The sequence below is a fragment of the Bacillus pfraonensis genome, from assembly GCF_050768835.1.
Lineage (GTDB): Bacteria > Bacillota > Bacilli > Bacillales > Bacillaceae_G > Bacillus_A > Bacillus_A pfraonensis.
Map to the genome: position 1 here is coordinate 105,309 of NZ_JAHCDO010000014.1, position 13,530 is coordinate 118,838.

The following is a 13,530-nucleotide window of genomic DNA, read 5'->3' on the forward strand; positions in this document are numbered from 1 at the left end:
ATCATTCATCAAGGGGGTCTACTCAAAATGGAACGAATTCAAATGGCTAGTAACCTTGAATTTTCTCGTATCATTCAAGGGTTTTGGCGTTTAGCAGAATGGAATATATCAAAACAAGAAGTACTTTCTTTTATCCAAAATTGTATGGATATGGGGATTACAACTTTTGACCACGCTGATATTTACGGGGGATATACGTGTGAATCATTATTTGGGGAAGCATTACAATTACAACCTTCTTTACGTGATAACATGCAGATTGTCACTAAATGTGGAATCGCTCCCCCATCACCGAAATTTCCAGAACGATATGTTGCTCACTATAATACTAATGCTGAACATATCGTGAAAAGTGCAGAGCAATCACTTCAAAACTTACATACTGATTATATTGATTTGTTACTGATTCATCGTCCCGATCCATTTATGGACCCAAGTGAAGTTGCAGAAGGTTTCACACATTTAAAACAAGAGGGAAAAGTACGTCATTTTGGTGTATCTAATTTTTTACCTTCTCAATTTAATATGCTTAGCTCATATTTAGATTTCCCGCTTGTTACCAACCAAATTGAAGTATCTGCGATGCAACTTGAACATTTTGAAAAAGGGACGATTGATCTATGTCAAGAAAAAAGAATCGCACCTATGATTTGGTCTCCTCTTGCTGGTGGAGAAATCTTTACAGGACAAAACGAACGTGCTGTACGCTTACGAGAAACTTTACAAAAGATTGCAAATGAACTACATGTTGAGAGCATCGATATTGTCATGTATGCATGGCTACTTGCCCATCCAGCAAACATGATGCCAATCGTCGGTTCGGGTAAGCTAGACCGTGTGAAAACAGCGGTCGAAGCTACAAAACTTACACTAGATCGCCAACAGTGGTTTACCATTTTTGAAAGTTCGAATGGACACCCTGTACCATGATTTGCAAATAAAAGATTTGTATTATAAACAAAATCCTACATTTGAGGAACAAATAGAATTACTGCTTCATGAGTCTTTTCCTTATCAAGGATACCATTAAAAAAGCAGAGCTAATACATTATAGCTCTGCTTTCTCATATTTGTTTCTTGTCATCGCAAACACACACGTATCTCTGAGTCCCTTACCATCTACTGCTACACTATTACTTTCTAAAATTCCTTCTAAGTTGAAACCCAACCTCTCAGGTATCGCTCTACTTTTTACATTTCGTGAATCACAACGAATCTCTATCCGGTTTGCCTTTAACTCAGTAAAAGCATAGTTCATAATCCCTTGCGCCGCTTCTGTCATATAACCTTTTCCACCAAAGCGAGCATCTATCCAATATCCAATTTCAAATTTGGGTATTTCCCAATCAATACGATGCAATCCAGCAGAAGCTACAAATTCACCTGTTTCTTTTAAAAATACTAGTAATCTCAAATCTTCACGTTGTAAAAATTGAATATGCGACCTTCTTATACTCGCTTCGATTTCTTCTTCTGTTTGCTCCTTTTGAGCGAACACCATCCACGGTTTTAGTTCTTCTATCGATGCATTGATAGCTTCATAGACTGCTTTTCCATCCCCTGGTTTCGGCATTCGAACAAAAAGCCTGTCTGTGTAAAATTCAGAAGGAAAATCAAGTAATAACGGATTCATTACAAGCACCCCTTGTTTTTTTATACATAATAATATTTAATCTTAAACATATAGTAAATTATTTTTTCTGATTTTTCAAATTACCCATATTTTCCCGCATCAAAAATCGTTAAGATAACATACCTCTCCCATCATTTTTCGTTGCTAAGTCATTCCCTTCAAAGAAATAAACACTATAAGCTCCGCTACCTCAATTGATTCACCTCTACCGCTGTACGTATTCCAGACTCAATGGCTCCTTGTATCCATCCATGATAAAGCGTCGTATGATCTCCTGCAAAATATATTTTCCCTTCAGGCTTTACAATAGCTGGTTGCAGTTCTGTTTCTTGACCCGCTTGAAAAATCGCAAATCCCCCTAATGCATACGGGTCCAATGTCCAGTTTTTTGCTACTCCTGACATAAATTCATCATACACTTGACCACCTAATATAGTCGCTAAGTTTTGTAATGTATAATAAATACGATCACCTTTTGATAATCCGTCCCATAATAATGCATCGTATGACCATGTATAGCTTCCGAGCATCATAGCAGGTCCCTTAGTCCCAATACCATAGCTCGGATAATACGCATAGCGTATTGGTAAATCTGTAATAATCCTCCCCCCTAGTTGGCCCTGCTCTTCCCAAAAACGGCTTTTAAATTGAATTCCTATTTTCGTAGCCGCCATATAATGTAGTTCACGAATTGCTTTCCACTTTTCATGTGATACAGAATCGAAAGGATCAATTTCAACAAAACGCATTGTGGAAAACGGAATTGTCGTAATAACTAAATCACCTGTTATGCTACTATATTCAAACGTTTCTTCATGCCTACAATATGCTGTTACTCCTTTTTCATGTTGATGAAGCTTCATCAATTTTTGATTATATATAATATCATCCTGTAACTGAGGTAAAAAAGCTTTTGGAAGCTGATCATTGCCCCCTGTAATTTCACAAAAACCACTTTCTTCCTGCAGTATATATATAAAACGTAATGTTTCAACAAATGATCTTTCTAAAAATCCTTCTAAATCTAAAAGTACACCAATCATCTCAATTGTTACTGGTGAAAAGTAAGTATTATACTGATAAGGATGATACTTTAAAAACTGTGCTGTTGAATACTTCCCAAAGTCTTTTTCAACAATTCTCCAATTTTTATCTGGATTTCTTTTAATGAAGTCAATAATTGGCTGCACTGCTAGTAATAATAATTCCTCAGATGTTTTTCCTTCCTCATTCATTGCTACCGGATAACGTAATACACTAGGGGTCTTTTCATACTGTCTTAATGTTGTTTTTCTACCATTCACATAAATAATATCTGTCTCATTTCGATTAATAAAAGGAGTTACTTGTAGCCCGAATTTTCTTATATAAGCCATCGTTAGTGTATGTATATAAGGAATACGCATTGCTCCAACATCTAAATATAATCCATTATCCTCCATTCTAATCGTCTCAATTCGGCCTCCTATACGATTATTCGCTTCTAAGATTTTTACATGATGTCCTGCACTCTTAAGTAACGATGCTGATACTAAACCAGCCATTCCAGCACCAATTATAATGATTTGTTTTGGCTCTACTGTTTTCGGTAGTCCTTTATCAATAATTTTCAGCATTTCATCAGTTACAACATGGGATTGTGTATGCACTCGCATCATTCCACCCCTTACTTTAAAAATACAAAACAGTGATTCTCTGAATTGTATTCACAAGCATAGTAGAACAACACATTATATTTCTGAATATTCACTAATAATTCACAGAGATTTGCTCTCATTCCATCTTTCTTATCATATAATGAAAATATAGATAGGAAATGTAAGGAAAGGATTGATTCAAATGAAACGTACTTACGACTATCTTGAAACAAAAAAACATTTAGAATTGAAAAAACAATTATTATGTAAAAAATTATTAAATGTAAATTTAACTGAAGAGGATCGAAATCAAATTAAGATGGAGATCGATAACTACGACTATATTTTAACTTTAGTGGACATGAATCATTATGAACGAGGAATTTCTCATAACAAGCGGATGTGAAAACATTCGCTTGTTTCTTTGAGCATTTCTTTACGCATTTTTCGTAAGTAAATATATAATAGAATGTACATTAAGATAGAGAGGTATATTCTATGATAAAATTAAGCGTATTAGATCAATCACCTATTTCTGATGGCAGTACAGCAACTGAAGCTTTTTCCAATACCGTAACACTTGCACAGGAAGTTGAAAAACTAGGATTTACTCGCTTTTGGGTATCTGAACATCATAATTCTGTCAGTTTAGCTGGTTCAAGTCCTGAAGTGCTCATATCTCATATTGCAGCGAAAACAAATCGTATCCGTGTGGGATCCGGCGGCGTTATGCTTCCTCACTACAGCTCATACAAAGTAGCTGAGAACTTCCGGGTATTAGAGGCACTTTATCCGAATCGAATTGACCTTGGAGTAGGTAGAGCACCAGGTGGTATGCCCATCGCAACACGTGCGTTACAAGAAGGAAAAATGATTTCTCTTGATCAATATCCTGAGCAAATACAAGATGTAGCAATGTACCTACATGATAAAATTCCTGAAAACCACCAATATGCAAATCTAAAAGTTTCACCTAGTATTCCTACTGCACCTGAAATATGGATGCTCGGATCAAGTGGAGAAAGCGCTATGATAGCAGCAAAACAAGGAGCTGCTTTTGCCTTTGCTCAGTTTATTAACGGCTATGGTGGCCCTGAAGTGATGAAAGCTTATCAAGAACAATTCCAGCCATCTTTCTTAGGAGACAAGCCAAAATCAATTGTTTCCATTTTTGTTGTTTGCGGAGAAACAAATGAAGATGCCGAGAAAATCGCGTCTAGTCTAGATTTATCAATTTTATTATTAGAACAAGGAAAACGTACAACTGGTACGCCTTCCATTGAAACAGCACAAAACTATCCTTACAATGCCTATGACTTTTTCCGCATCAAAGAAAATCGTCAACGTATAATCGTTGGAGATCAGACACAAGTAAAAAAGCAAATCATGGAATTGAGTAAAGCATATAATACAGAAGAATTCATGATTGTAACCATCACTCATCAATTTGAGGATAAATTAAAATCGTATCGTTTATTAGCAGAAGCTTTTAATTTATAATATACAAAAAAGGTCCATCACACTAGATGGACCCCTTTTTTGTATATTATAAATCTGTCCCCTTAATATATCTAACTGCTTCTTGTAAGGTTTCTTCAAAATTTTCTGGATAATCATGTTTTAAGCCTTCTATAACTTTATATTTATACTCTACATTTTTCTTTTTTAATAATGCCACAAACTTCTGTGTACATTCAAAGCAATCTTCATCCTGATCTCCACAAACAATATATCCTTTGATATTTCTATCTTTTAATGTGTTCAACAATTTTTCCCACTCTTCAACTTCAGGGAGCCATGGTGCTACGAAAATAAATCCTTTTACTTCTATATTTTCTGTTAATATTGTATGTAGCGCTACCCTTGCACCAGCAGAAAATCCCCCGATAATTGTATGACCTGGCTCACCATAATTGTTCGCTATAATACTTTCATAATGTACCTTTAACTCCTGGGACCCTTTTTCCACATTACCCCAAACATATCCTTCTGAAAATTGAATTTGAGACGACTGCGGCAATGCTAATAAATAACCTTGAGACACAGCTGATTGCCAATATGGCTCTGCTATCTTTATATTTTCTTGATCCCCATGCAATGCAATGAATAAATTGTTATGAATCTTGCTATTTCCTTGTAGCATTTTCAAATGAAATTGTTCAGACTTCTTTGCTAGCTCTTCTCTCTCTTTACAGAGCTGAATCATCTGATGAAATTCTTCATATCTATGAAGAGGTTTCAAATCATCGTCTGTCATTAAATACTCATGGCCATACCAAAACTTATTTTCTATAATCGCTTCTTTCATTATATGTAAAGCTTCTTTCTCAAGCCCAGATGCGCTTGCTAATGCATATTTAAAATTATATATTTGAGCCTTATTACCATCAGTTACTTTATCAGCGTTTTTTGCAATATATTGATACGCTTCCAAACTACCGTTCTTTACATAACATTCTAATGTTCCATTTAACAAACCAATATAAGTGATGCTACTCATCGATCATTACCTCCCGTAACCTTTTTCTCTAAAAACTTTTATATCATCTTAAGGCTTCAGCAGATGAGCACTATGATAGTCTCGCCATCTATTAACAGTAGCTACCGCTATCCTTAGGGCACCGTTCATGAATTAAATTATAATTTTTCATTATACATCACTCCTTTCTGCTACTCTTTTATCATTTAATCATAATTTGACAGAATAATCAATCTATTAATCGATATATAACCTCATTCAAATTTCTTAAAAACAAAAAACAACAATTTATAAATTGTTGTTTTTTGTTAAACAATATTCTTTTTGCTCTTATCTGGTTTACTTGAAACTAAATAATGTTTCTCTGAAATATATAATTTCCGCTTTAATATGCGATCTAAATATGGTGCTAGTTTCATTCCACATATGAGACGATCTTGATCATTTTCTACAATAGGAAACATTTCTTTTTCTGTAACATATTGGTCTACTGCTCTTTGCACAATATCAATCTCTTTTACTAGTTCTAAATTATCCTCTGTATGTTCAAATACCTCAAGCGTTTCCTTCGTTATAATGAACGTATTTGTAGGAAATGCTGGTAAATACGGCTTTAACAAATCATAATTCACTGTATAATCTTCATTGACTAATACTGTATAAACAATATTTGCGTTTTTTTCTAGAAACTGAGCCATGGCTTGCTCTAATTCATCTTTCGTAATTTGCCTCTCCTCTTTTCCACTTTTGAAAAAGCGAAACATTGCATCGCCTCCTTTTACTATATTATACCATAAAAGGAAAGCTGAAAAATCATAAAAAAACCTATTGAAAGAATTTTCAATAGGTTTTTTATAGCTTATTTTAAAAATGCACTTAACATCCAAACATGTTGTTCTAATGTTGTATGAATCGCTAATAGCATATCTGCTGATGTTTCATCTCCAGCTTCACCCGCTACTTCCATACCTTCTTTTAATTCTTGAATAATTGCTGAAAAATCATTTACTAATGCTTGTACCATTTCTTCAGCTGATTCCTTACTTGAACCTTCATGTACTGTCGATGTTTCTAAGTACTCTTTCATTGTTGCTAATGGTTTTCCTTCTAGCGCCAAAATACGTTCTGCTAGTTCATCAATATACGTTGCTGCTTCTGTATAAAACTCTTCAAATTTTTCATGTAATGTAAAGAAGTGTGGGCCTGTTACATACCAGTGATAGTTATGGAGTTTTACATATAACACATTCCAGTTTGCTACCTGCTTGTTTAATACTTCAACAACATTTGTTTTCGTACTCATTCAATCCACTCCTCTTATTATTTTATAATCATTCTCTTTTAATAATACATTCTTATTGTACCATAAATTCCCTACTCGTCCAAATTATCCGCTTATATGTAACAAAGTTGCAACAACTTTAATCATTCCCTAATGTTGAAAATCCATGCCTCCTTTCTTTTACTTCATATGTCTAATTGTCCAAGCTCACACATATGCATAATAATAGGTCAAGCTCATCATAGTAGAAAGAGGGATTACATGGATAATCAGCAATGGCAAGTAGCTAAAAAAGTTGCTGCTACTTATATTGGAACTGTCGTCGGGGCTGGATTTGCAACTGGGCGAGAAATTGTTGAATTTTTTACGATTAACGGATTGTATGGAACAATTGGAATATGCATAAGTGGAATTTTTTTCATTTGGCTAGGTACAAAAATGATGTTACTTTCTTCACAAATCGGTGCATTTTCTGCTCAGGAATTTAACAGATATTTGTTTGGTGATGTATTTGGAAACGTGATAAACACTTTGTTATTACTCGTGCTTTTTGGTGTAACAAGTGTTATGCTATCAGGTGCTGGCGCTGTATTCGAAGAACAACTTCGTCTTCCACGACAACTCGGTATTTTCATTACAGTTATCGCATGTATCATCATTGGTAGCCGAGGATTGCAAGGTGTATTTGAAGTAAATACACTTGTCGTACCCATTATGATGATTTTCATTATCGGACTTGCTATTACAACTTTTATTCATGGTACAACACCTATTCTTAACACTGTTCCTACAGAAGACTGGAATATGAAGTGGGTAACAAGTCCACTTACATATGTCGCCTTAAATCTTTCTCTCGCCCAAAGTGTTCTCGTACCCTTAGCAAGTGAAGTAAAAGATCGAAAGGCGATTCTATGGGGTGGAATTTTAGGAGGAGCGGGACTATGCTTTATTTTATTATGTAGTCATTTAGCCATTTTATCTGTTGATCAATTTTATCAATATAACATTCCCATGGCTGAAGTAGTAAGAAGGTTTAATGCTACTTTTCATTTTTTCTTCGTCCTTATTATTTTCGGAGAAGTGTTTACCACATTAGTTGGAAATGTATTTGGGATGACAAAACAAATGCAATCTATCACTGGTTGGAAGAGCAACAATATTGTTTATTTTATTTTATTAATTAGTTATGCCTTTAGCTATATTGGTTACAGTGAACTTCTTCACATCTTGTATCCAATCATCGGATGGGTGAGCATTATTCTGCTTCCAATAATCGCATATAAACAACTAGAAAAAACATAGTAAAAAGCATCCGTTATGTACGGATGCTTTTTCACTCACAATCTTCACAGATTTCCCAATATAGCCCCATTTCCACTGCGAGAAATGGTTTGAATTGTAATCGAATCATTCGGCTTGGCATACGCTCTAAAACAAATTGAACTCCGTCTTCATCCTCTTCTAACTCGGTTTTTAAGATTGCTATTCGTTGTATGGTTGTAATTGGCTGACCCTCTTTATATAAAGTAATTCGTAACTCGTCATATTCATTAAAAAATAACTCTACATTCATATGTTCTGTTGATACACTATTAACAATTGAATACTTACCATCTTCTTCTTGGATTACATATCTCCAGCCATTTTTCCCATCTTCCATTGGAGCAGCTTGAAATAATAACATCAAATCCTCGTATAGCATAAGATAACCCCTCTCTTACTAAAAAACAATGAGTATTTTATATACCCTTTTTCTCTATCACTATCAAGGTTATTGTACCATACATCACTTCTCTTTCCTTATTCATCTGCCTAATAACTTTCCTGCTATAATAGGAATCCACAAAAACAAAACAGGAATGATATTTATCATCCCTGTTTGTTTTCCATTAAAATACTTTTCCTGTCGCAGCTAAAGCTAATACCGCTATTAAGCTTGCAAAGAGTAATGATACAATAAAACTAAAAATCGGCAATATTTTCTTTTCATTCTTTTTAAACAATAGTCTTAAACTAATCACGATATTTAATGGCACAAATATAAAATAAAAATATTTAATAAATTGCGCGATACCATTTGAACTATTTAAAAGTGTTTTAAACACAAACACTTCAATCAAAAAGATAAGAAAAAATGAAATACTTACCCAAAATGAGACATAGCTAAGCCAAGAATGTCTTTTTGTTCCCCAGTACACTCCCATAATCTTCTCCTTTATACATAGTCTACTTTACAACAATTATACACGTATACAACAAATTCCTTTATTTTTCGACGATAATTTTCTATTTTTCAACTTATAACTTTTACGGGCAGTAAGACCCATCTAACTTCTTTGCTTTCGCTTAATTTTGAGATAGGAGTCTTACTGTTCTAAAATAGTGGGATAAAATAAATAACAAAAAACCAAAAGCATTTTATTAGCTTTTGGTTTCTCATTCTATTCCTACTTTTTCCGATTCTGCTTCGCTATTTTTTTCCACTTCCCCCGTTCAGCACGCGCAAGCACCGGATCTTGTTTTCTCATTGCATATGCAATCTCTTTTTGCAGCTTTTTATAATTCTGCAAACGTTTTGCCACTAAAACACCATTCTCAATAGCATTGCGAATCGCACACCCCGGCTCATTCTCATGTTCACAATTCCGAAAACGGCAACCCTTTGCTAATTCTTCAATATCAGAAAACGTAGCATGGATCGCTTCGCTTCCTTCCCATAGTTGGAGCTCTCTCATCCCTGGCGTATCGATCACTAAACCACCACTCGGTAATTGGAACAACTCACGATGAGTCGTAGTATGTCGCCCTTTACTATCCTCTTCACGAATACCGCCTATTTTTGCAACTTCGCTTCCCATTAACGCGTTTAACAAAGTAGATTTACCTACACCAGATGAACCAACAAGGGCAATCGTTTTGCCAGGAGCAACAAATTGTTGCAATAATTCAATTCCTGCTTGTTGCAAGCTATCAACTGCAAATATTGGAACGCCAATGGCTACTGCTTCTGTTTCCAATATTTTTTGCTCCACATCTTCACACAGATCACTTTTCGTCAAAACAATAACAGGCATTGATCCACTTTCATAAGCTAATAATAAATAACGTTCAATTCTTCTTACATTAAAATCATGATTAAGCGCATTTACTAAAAATAAATAATCAACATTCGCTGCTATAATTTGTTCAGCCGTTCTTTCACCGGCTGCTTGTCTTGAAAAAGAGCTTCTTCTTGAAAAAACACCATGAATAATCGCTTTACTTTCCTCTTCTATTTTCCTTATATGCACCCAATCACCAACTGCTGGATAATCACCTTTAGCTAGCGCTTCATGACGAAACTTTCCAGATAACTCAGCGATATATTCACCATCTTCACACATAATACGATACATATGTTTATGTTCTAATAAAATACGCCCTACTTCAAATTGCTCTAAAGATTCCTCTTCAAAAAAAGAATCCCATCCAAATGATTCTAAACGATTTTGATTCAAATTTTATATCCTCCCTATTTTGAGCCCAGTGGAAGGATAGCGCGGTTCTTTACAAATTCCCGCTCTTTCCGTCCACCTTTGTATTCGTTTTAACATTCATATCAATAATCATCGCCATAATACATCACTCCGTTCTTCTTTTAGTTAATCTCATTATATGTAATATTATTTTGAAAAGCCACTTTATTTAACGGAATTTTCAGATATACGTTTTTTTATCATTCTTATTTGTCCACGATGGCTAATCTCATCCTCTAATACATGGAACCATAAATAGTACTGATTAAATACGACTCCGTTTTCCCATCTTCCTTCTGACATTAACCATGCATCATCTTTTTCTCTTAAATATTGCAAAGAGTCTTCTCTTACTTTATTTAAAATTTGTATGTAGTATTGCACTTCATTCTTATAAATTTTTCTTCCCTCTTCTCCTAAGAAAAGAGCGTCATTCCAGTCCTCCAACTCCTCTTTTGTAAAATCTCGATTTTGAAAAGAAATAAGCTGATGAACTTTTTCTATTGCAGCAATATGTTTTAATAAGGCACCAATAGAATTGCCACCATCGACCAAGAAAAAATCTAACTGTTCTACTGTTAAATCTTTTATTTCTTGTAATGTAACCGCTCTCGTATGTTCAAGCATACTAACAAGTTGCCCGATATTGGGCGTATAATCCTCTACGCTTCTTATTCGGTAATCTATTTGCATTTTCTCATCCTCCTTCTCTAAATTTATAATAATGAAAAAAAACGTCATATAATAGACTGAAATATACCAGAATTTTCTGTTATAATGAAATTGAACATGCATGTAGTCAAACCAAATTTTCTCAATATTTGTATATGAAATTGAAAAAGGATTACTTACAACGTAGTCCGAATTTTATATACTAAAAGGAGTGGATTTGATGGAGATGTATCAATGGCTAACTGCTGTTCTCATTGGTGGCGTTACTGGTTTCGTTTCCCATCTTATCAATAACCAAGGCAAGTTATTGCTTCCACGCCGTTTAAAAACATTTTTTCACCTTGGTTTTTTCACTGATATTTTGACTGGTAGTCTTGCTGCACTTCTTGGACTTGTTTTATTCGATGCAACAACAGTAAAAGAGATTATAAAAGTTTCTATTGTGACTGCCATCTCTGGTCAAACCTTTTTACTACACCAAGCTCTTGGTGGTGAACAAGCAAAGAATGCTCAAATTGGAAAAGCGGATGAGAAAATTCAAGAAATTGACAAATTATTACGACGTTAATATGTACTTCCCTTTAAAAATATTGTTATAATGTATAAAAATATTTCTGAATTGCGTCGTTTGTCAGAGGAAAGGGTGTTTCGTATGCCAAAAAAGAAAATAGAAGATTTCTTAACCGACTCTGAAAAAGAGGAACTGATAGAAAACTATAAATGTTTACGAGCAGCCCGCACAAAACGTGAAGCTAACCATTTTGGTGAATCTGTGAATCACCTATTAGATAAAGCGAAGAAACGAATTATTGAAGAAGCAGGAATAAAGGATGAAAATGCTGCAACTGTTCAAGCTAAACGGAAAGCACTGTTTTAGTAATGTGTCTAAAACAGTGCTTTTTTGTTTATTTCAAATTTTATATCTTTAAGAAAAAGCCCCCTGCCTTTCTCCTACTCCTTTCTTTATATATCGTTCACTTTTTCTAAACACTAGTAATGAACAATCATGTGGTTCACTAAATATTCCTGTAGCAAAATCAACCTTATCCCATCATTTTAAAGTTTTACGTGAATCTGGTGTTATGTACACTCGTCTAGAAGGTACGCAACGCTTTGTTTCTATTCGAACAGAAGATTTAAATACTAGATTTCCCGGATTATTAGATACTGTCTTGCAGGCAACAGAACCGTATTAAAAAACATCTCATATCAATATGAGATGTTTTTTAGTAACAACTATTCTTTTAACAAATCTATTAATCCATTTCCTTCTGATGTTCGCTCATACCCTAAAGGTACAGTGCGTTTAATAAGCTGTGCATAAATTTCTGGCTCTGTTAACTTTCTACCATACTCTCTCTCACATTGCTTAATAAGAAGTGCTAATGCTCCGGCAATGTGTGGCGTAGCCATTGATGTTCCGCTTAATACCGCATATTTTCCTTTTGGATAAGTAGAGAGGATCCCTTCCCCCGGTGCTACTAAATCAATTTCTTGATTTGAATTACTAAAGCAAGCGAGTTTTCTTTCTAAATTTACAGCTCCTACTTCAATTACTTCTGAATAAGCACCTGGAAAGTCTAATTCTTCCGTTTTATCACTGCAATCCCCATTGTTTCCTGCAGCGCATACAACAAGCACATCTTGTTTCACTGCATGTTGGATGACTTCATGTAACTCTGGAACATCTTGTGGTCCTCCAAGTGACATCGAAATAATTCGTACTCGTTCTTGGTTAGGTCCTCTCCAGCGCACTGCATAATCAATCGCCTCAATAATATGCTGATAGTTCCCAGAACCGTCCCCAGACAACACTTTTAATACTAGTAATTTAGCAAGCGGTGCAACACCTAGAACACCAACCCCATTTTCTGTTGCTGCAATTGTTCCTGCAACGTGAGTACCATGCCCATTATTATCAAGATAAATATTGGGGTTGCCTTCATAATCCTCAGTGAAGTTTCTCCCACCAATAATTCGATTTTTTATATCTACATGATTTATATCACAGCCTGTATCTAATACTGCCACGACAATATCTTGTCCTTTTACACTCTTTTCCCAAACCTCAGGAGCATGAATCAGTTGTACACCTGGTGGAATTTCGTTTACTTGCTCAACTACTTTATCTACCGTAAACGGAATTAATTGAATACCTTTTTGTTTATTGGCCGTACTACTATTCATCTTAATCCCTCCTAAAAATATATTAATCTCTCCTTTTGAATACGCTTACACTTATTGATAACATTTTGATAACATTCGTTTTCCCGCTCCTATTTTCCTGCTTCATAATTTTTTCTCAATATAAA

At 34.7% G+C, this 13,530-nt stretch carries 16 protein-coding genes and 1 pseudogene; 7 read left to right on the forward strand and 10 right to left on the reverse strand.

What is annotated here, in order from left to right; all coding sequences use genetic code 11:
• The first annotated feature begins 27 nt into the window (after nucleotides 1-27).
• A complete protein-coding gene (locus tag KFD70_RS15120; RefSeq protein ID WP_336453503.1) occupies nucleotides 28-930 on the forward strand; it encodes an aldo/keto reductase in 903 nt (300 codons plus the stop codon).
• 118 nt (nucleotides 931-1,048) lie between these two features.
• Here the strand turns inward: KFD70_RS15120 and KFD70_RS15125 are convergent, their stop codons facing one another.
• Both KFD70_RS15125 and KFD70_RS15130 read right to left on the reverse strand, forming a co-directional pair.
• Complete coding sequence (locus KFD70_RS15125) at nucleotides 1,049-1,633, reverse strand: GNAT family N-acetyltransferase (protein ID WP_336453504.1); 585 nt, start codon at nucleotides 1,631-1,633, stop codon at nucleotides 1,049-1,051.
• A gap of 185 nt (nucleotides 1,634-1,818) precedes the next feature.
• The gene (locus KFD70_RS15130; protein WP_336453505.1) at nucleotides 1,819-3,288 is read right to left on the reverse strand and encodes a flavin monoamine oxidase family protein; all 1,470 of its coding nucleotides are present in this window, start codon (nucleotides 3,286-3,288) and stop codon (nucleotides 1,819-1,821) included.
• A gap of 184 nt (nucleotides 3,289-3,472) precedes the next feature.
• Between KFD70_RS15130 and KFD70_RS15135 the strand changes: the two genes are divergently transcribed.
• A complete protein-coding gene (locus KFD70_RS15135) occupies nucleotides 3,473-3,676 on the forward strand; it encodes a DUF3896 family protein (RefSeq protein ID WP_000831893.1) in 204 nt (67 codons plus the stop codon).
• A gap of 92 nt (nucleotides 3,677-3,768) precedes the next feature.
• On the forward strand, nucleotides 3,769-4,770 hold the full coding sequence (locus KFD70_RS15140; RefSeq protein WP_336453506.1) for an LLM class flavin-dependent oxidoreductase: 1,002 nt from the start codon (nucleotides 3,769-3,771) through the stop codon (nucleotides 4,768-4,770).
• Between the two features lie 46 nt (nucleotides 4,771-4,816).
• Here the strand turns inward: KFD70_RS15140 and KFD70_RS15145 are convergent, their stop codons facing one another.
• From KFD70_RS15145 to KFD70_RS15155, 3 genes are all read right to left on the reverse strand, one after another.
• Entirely contained in the window at nucleotides 4,817-5,770 is a 954-nt protein-coding gene (locus tag KFD70_RS15145) for an alpha/beta hydrolase (RefSeq protein WP_336453507.1), read from the reverse strand.
• Between the two features lie 287 nt (nucleotides 5,771-6,057).
• Nucleotides 6,058-6,513: a DUF3939 domain-containing protein gene (locus KFD70_RS15150; RefSeq protein ID WP_336453508.1), complete on the reverse strand. Its 456-nt coding sequence runs from the start codon at nucleotides 6,511-6,513 to the stop codon at nucleotides 6,058-6,060.
• A gap of 95 nt (nucleotides 6,514-6,608) precedes the next feature.
• Complete coding sequence (locus tag KFD70_RS15155) at nucleotides 6,609-7,052, reverse strand: Dps family protein (protein ID WP_336453509.1); 444 nt, start codon at nucleotides 7,050-7,052, stop codon at nucleotides 6,609-6,611.
• A gap of 240 nt (nucleotides 7,053-7,292) precedes the next feature.
• On the opposite strand from KFD70_RS15155, the gene KFD70_RS15160 reads away from it, so the two are divergent.
• Nucleotides 7,293-8,333, forward strand: a complete 1,041-nt coding sequence (locus tag KFD70_RS15160) for a YkvI family membrane protein (RefSeq protein WP_336453510.1) — start codon at nucleotides 7,293-7,295, stop codon at nucleotides 8,331-8,333.
• Between the two features lie 31 nt (nucleotides 8,334-8,364).
• Here the strand turns inward: KFD70_RS15160 and KFD70_RS15165 are convergent, their stop codons facing one another.
• From KFD70_RS15165 to KFD70_RS15180, 4 genes are all read right to left on the reverse strand, one after another.
• Nucleotides 8,365-8,733 (reverse strand): DUF3979 family protein, encoded by a 369-nt coding sequence (locus KFD70_RS15165; protein ID WP_336453511.1) that lies wholly within the window; start codon nucleotides 8,731-8,733, stop codon nucleotides 8,365-8,367.
• A gap of 187 nt (nucleotides 8,734-8,920) precedes the next feature.
• A complete protein-coding gene (locus KFD70_RS15170; RefSeq protein ID WP_336453512.1) occupies nucleotides 8,921-9,235 on the reverse strand; it encodes a hypothetical protein in 315 nt (104 codons plus the stop codon).
• A 243-nt stretch (nucleotides 9,236-9,478) separates the two neighbouring features.
• Complete coding sequence (gene rsgA, locus KFD70_RS15175) at nucleotides 9,479-10,528, reverse strand: ribosome small subunit-dependent GTPase A (protein WP_336453513.1); 1,050 nt, start codon at nucleotides 10,526-10,528, stop codon at nucleotides 9,479-9,481.
• 183 nt (nucleotides 10,529-10,711) lie between these two features.
• On the reverse strand, nucleotides 10,712-11,239 hold the full coding sequence (locus KFD70_RS15180; RefSeq protein WP_336453514.1) for a DinB family protein: 528 nt from the start codon (nucleotides 11,237-11,239) through the stop codon (nucleotides 10,712-10,714).
• A 199-nt stretch (nucleotides 11,240-11,438) separates the two neighbouring features.
• Here KFD70_RS15180 and KFD70_RS15185 point away from each other — a divergent pair, with 199 nt between their 5' ends.
• The 3 genes and pseudogenes from KFD70_RS15185 to KFD70_RS15195 form a co-directional block, all read left to right on the forward strand.
• Complete coding sequence (locus KFD70_RS15185) at nucleotides 11,439-11,786, forward strand: DUF4257 domain-containing protein (protein ID WP_336453515.1); 348 nt, start codon at nucleotides 11,439-11,441, stop codon at nucleotides 11,784-11,786.
• Between the two features lie 84 nt (nucleotides 11,787-11,870).
• Nucleotides 11,871-12,095 (forward strand): hypothetical protein, encoded by a 225-nt coding sequence (locus tag KFD70_RS15190; RefSeq protein ID WP_336453516.1) that lies wholly within the window; start codon nucleotides 11,871-11,873, stop codon nucleotides 12,093-12,095.
• Between the two features lie 118 nt (nucleotides 12,096-12,213).
• Nucleotides 12,214-12,414 (forward strand): annotated as a pseudogene (locus KFD70_RS15195) (ArsR/SmtB family transcription factor); the annotation flags it as partial.
• Between the two features lie 40 nt (nucleotides 12,415-12,454).
• Here KFD70_RS15195 and KFD70_RS15200 read toward each other — a convergent pair.
• Complete coding sequence (locus KFD70_RS15200; RefSeq protein WP_336453517.1) at nucleotides 12,455-13,405, reverse strand: S8 family peptidase; 951 nt, start codon at nucleotides 13,403-13,405, stop codon at nucleotides 12,455-12,457.
• Between the last annotated feature and the right edge of the window lie 125 nt (nucleotides 13,406-13,530).

Bases quoted from the DNA above. Each gene is read 5' to 3' on its own strand.
- KFD70_RS15200 (WP_336453517.1), bottom strand. From the start codon at position 13,405: ATGAATAGTAGTACGGCCAATAAACAAAAAGGTATTCAATTAATTCCG.
- KFD70_RS15135 (WP_000831893.1), top strand. From the start codon at position 3,473: ATGAAACGTACTTACGACTATCTTGAAACAAAAAAACATTTAGAATTG.
- KFD70_RS15130 (WP_336453505.1), bottom strand. From the start codon at position 3,288: ATGCGAGTGCATACACAATCCCATGTTGTAACTGATGAAATGCTGAAA.
- KFD70_RS15120 (WP_336453503.1), top strand. From the start codon at position 28: ATGGAACGAATTCAAATGGCTAGTAACCTTGAATTTTCTCGTATCATT.
- KFD70_RS15185 (WP_336453515.1), top strand. From the start codon at position 11,439: ATGGAGATGTATCAATGGCTAACTGCTGTTCTCATTGGTGGCGTTACT.
- KFD70_RS15155 (WP_336453509.1), bottom strand. From the start codon at position 7,052: ATGAGTACGAAAACAAATGTTGTTGAAGTATTAAACAAGCAGGTAGCA.
- KFD70_RS15150 (WP_336453508.1), bottom strand. From the start codon at position 6,513: ATGTTTCGCTTTTTCAAAAGTGGAAAAGAGGAGAGGCAAATTACGAAA.
- KFD70_RS15160 (WP_336453510.1), top strand. From the start codon at position 7,293: ATGGATAATCAGCAATGGCAAGTAGCTAAAAAAGTTGCTGCTACTTAT.
- KFD70_RS15165 (WP_336453511.1), bottom strand. From the start codon at position 8,733: ATGCTATACGAGGATTTGATGTTATTATTTCAAGCTGCTCCAATGGAA.
- KFD70_RS15145 (WP_336453507.1), bottom strand. From the start codon at position 5,770: ATGAGTAGCATCACTTATATTGGTTTGTTAAATGGAACATTAGAATGT.
- KFD70_RS15190 (WP_336453516.1), top strand. From the start codon at position 11,871: ATGCCAAAAAAGAAAATAGAAGATTTCTTAACCGACTCTGAAAAAGAG.
- KFD70_RS15170 (WP_336453512.1), bottom strand. From the start codon at position 9,235: ATGGGAGTGTACTGGGGAACAAAAAGACATTCTTGGCTTAGCTATGTC.
- KFD70_RS15140 (WP_336453506.1), top strand. From the start codon at position 3,769: ATGATAAAATTAAGCGTATTAGATCAATCACCTATTTCTGATGGCAGT.
- KFD70_RS15180 (WP_336453514.1), bottom strand. From the start codon at position 11,239: ATGCAAATAGATTACCGAATAAGAAGCGTAGAGGATTATACGCCCAAT.
- KFD70_RS15125 (WP_336453504.1), bottom strand. From the start codon at position 1,633: ATGAATCCGTTATTACTTGATTTTCCTTCTGAATTTTACACAGACAGG.